The organism is Kineococcus indalonis (assembly GCF_009906395.1).
In the GTDB taxonomy this organism is placed as follows: domain Bacteria; phylum Actinomycetota; class Actinomycetes; order Actinomycetales; family Kineococcaceae; genus Kineococcus; species Kineococcus indalonis.
In genome coordinates this window covers 1-2,338 of sequence record NZ_JAAALM010000581.1, presented here as the reverse complement: position 1 = coordinate 2,338, position 2,338 = coordinate 1, and the positions used below count along the sequence as shown (strand labels likewise).

The 2,338-nt window shown below is 80.6% G+C and carries 3 protein-coding genes; all 3 read right to left on the bottom strand.

Going from position 1 to position 2,338, the window contains the following annotated elements:
• Nucleotides 1-35: 35 nt before the first annotated feature.
• On the bottom strand, nt 36-701 hold the full coding sequence (tsaB, locus tag GTR00_RS19110) for a tRNA (adenosine(37)-N6)-threonylcarbamoyltransferase complex dimerization subunit type 1 TsaB (protein WP_240900639.1): 666 nt from the start codon (nt 699-701) through the stop codon (nt 36-38).
• 49 nt (nt 702-750) lie between these two features.
• Nucleotides 751-1,266, bottom strand: a complete 516-nt coding sequence (tsaE, locus tag GTR00_RS19105; RefSeq protein WP_323132612.1) for a tRNA (adenosine(37)-N6)-threonylcarbamoyltransferase complex ATPase subunit type 1 TsaE — start codon at nt 1,264-1,266, stop codon at nt 751-753.
• Nucleotides 1,263-2,338: alpha/beta hydrolase (locus GTR00_RS19100; RefSeq protein WP_166613144.1), on the bottom strand; the 1,076-nt coding region annotated here is incomplete at its 5' end. The genes tsaE and GTR00_RS19100, both read right to left, overlap by 4 nt.

Below are 2,338 nucleotides of genomic sequence, written 5' to 3'. Positions count from 1 at the left end.
GAGCCCGCGGGGCGCGCCGCGCCCGGCGAGCCGGCTCAGGCGGTGACGCGCTTGCGCCCCGCGGGCTCCACCGCGTCGGGGCGGCGCAGGTACAGCGGCTCGGCCGGCAGCAGCCCCGGGCCCCCGCGCCCGGCCAGCGCGTCCACGGCCACCTGCGCCAGGAACCCAGCGTCGACGTCGGCGAGCGGGCCCGCCGGGCCCAGGGCGTCCGGGTACAGCGCCGCGCCGCGGCCCACCACCGGCAGGCCGTCGCGGGCCACGCCGGCGGCCGGGCCCACGTCCGGGCCGGCCGTGCGCACCGCCCGCCCGTCCTGCGCGCGGTAGCGGGCGGTGTGCACCTCGCGCCGGCGCGCGTCCGTGGCGACGAGGAACTCCCCGCCCACCAGGCCCTCGGCCAGCGCCTGCGCCGCCAGCGCGTCCAGCGAGCACACCCCGTGCAGCGCCGCGCCCCACGCCAGGGCCAGGGTGCGGGCGGTGACCAGCCCCACCCGCAGGCCGGTGAACGGCCCCGGGCCCACGCCCACCGCGACGTCGGTGACCTCCGCGCGCTCGCGGCCGGCGGCGGCCAGCGACGCGGCGACGGTGGGCACGAGGACCTCGTTGTGGTGGCGGGCGTCGCCGGCGCGGCGGGCGTCCAGGACGCGCTCGCCGTCGTGCAGCGCCACGGCGACCCCGTCGGTGGCGGTGTCGAGGGCCAGCATCAGCACGCCCGGCAGCTTAGGCCGTCGACCGGGCCGGCGGCGCCGCGGCTCAGGCCGTCAGCGCCGCCGCCAGGTCCACCCCGGCCCAGCGCCGCCCGTGCGCCAGCAGCCGCGCCGAGCGCGGCTCGACGGGCACCTCCCCGGACCCCCCCGCGGGCGCGGCGCCGTGGGGGCGCTCCAGGTGCACCTCCAGCCGCTGCCCGGTGAGGTCCTCCACGAGCCCGGCGCCCCACTCCACCACCGTGACGGCCTCCTGCGCGTCCGCGTCCAGGTCCAGGTCGTCCACCTCCGCCAGGGAGCCCACCCGGTAGGCGTCCACGTGCACCAGCGGCGGGCCGCCGCGCAGCGAGGGGTGCACGCGGGCGATGACGAACGTCGGGGAGGTCACCGGCCCGCGCACCCCCAGCCCCTCGGCCAGGCCGCGGGTCATCGTCGTCTTGCCGGCGCCGACGTCGCCGGAGAGGACCACCAGGTCCCCGGCGCGCAGCAGGGAGCCCAGCCGGCGGCCCAGCGCCACGGTGTCCTCGTCGGTGGCCAGGCGCAGCTCCAGCACCGCCGCGCTCACCGCCGCCCCCCGCGCGCCCGCGCCGCCCGGGTCGCGGCGGCCGCCCGCGCCGCCCGGGAGCGCTCCGACAGCGGCAGGACGACCTCGTCGCCGGCCGGGGCGCCGTCCCCGCCGGCGGCGCGCGCCAGCAGCCGCTCCAGCCGGGACGTGACCACCGCGGGGTGCTCCAGCATCACCAGGTGCCCCGACTGGCGCACCAGGACGTGCTCGGCGCCGGGGACCGCGTCGGCGATGGTGCGCCCGTGCGCGGCCGGCGTCATCAGGTCGCGCTCGGCGGCCACCACGAGGACCGGGCGCCCGGCCAGCGCCGTGAGGGCCTCGCTCTCGTCGAGGGTGCCGAACGCGGGCAGCAGGTCGGCGATGGTGCCCACCGAGGTGCCGGCCATCATGCGCGCGGCCAGCCGCTCCACCTCCGGCGAGACCGGCGAGGCGAAGGACCAGTGCGCGACGAGGCGCTGCTCCACCTCGGCGCCCAGGCGCCGGCCGCGCTCGAGCACGTCGGCGCGCTCGGCGGTGCGCTGCAGCGCCTGCTCGGCCCAGCGCACCAGGTGGCGCCCCAGCAGGGGCAGGCCGTGGTCGAAGGCGGCCAGGCCGCCGGAGCTGGTGGCGACCAGGGCGACGGCGCGGGTGCGCTCGAGCAGGTCGGGCCGGCGCACCGCCAGCTCCATGATCGTCATCCCGCCCAGGGAGTGCCCGACGAGCACCAGCGGGCCGGTGGGCGCCACCGCGTCCAGCACCAGGCCCAGGTCGTCGGCCAGCCGCGCCACGGCCACCGGCCCGGCGGGCCCGCGGGTGGAGCGCCCGTGGCCGCGGTGCTCGGGCAGCACCAGGCGGTACCGCCCGCGCAGCGCCAGGCGCTGGAAGTGCCAGGCGTCGGCCGACAGCCCGTACCCGTGCACCAGCACGACGCTCGGCGCTCCCGCCGGCGCGGTGTCGGCCGGGTCGACCTCCACGTGCAGGCGCGCGCCGTCGTCGACGGTGACCTCCACCGGCTGCCCCGCCAGCGGGTGCAGCTCCTCGCGGGCCGCGGCGGCGGGAGCGCCGAGCGTCGTGCTGGTGCACGGGTACGGGC

Bases quoted from the DNA above. Each gene is read 5' to 3' on its own strand.
- tsaB (WP_240900639.1), bottom strand. From the start codon at position 701: ATGCTGGCCCTCGACACCGCCACCGACGGGGTCGCCGTGGCGCTGCAC.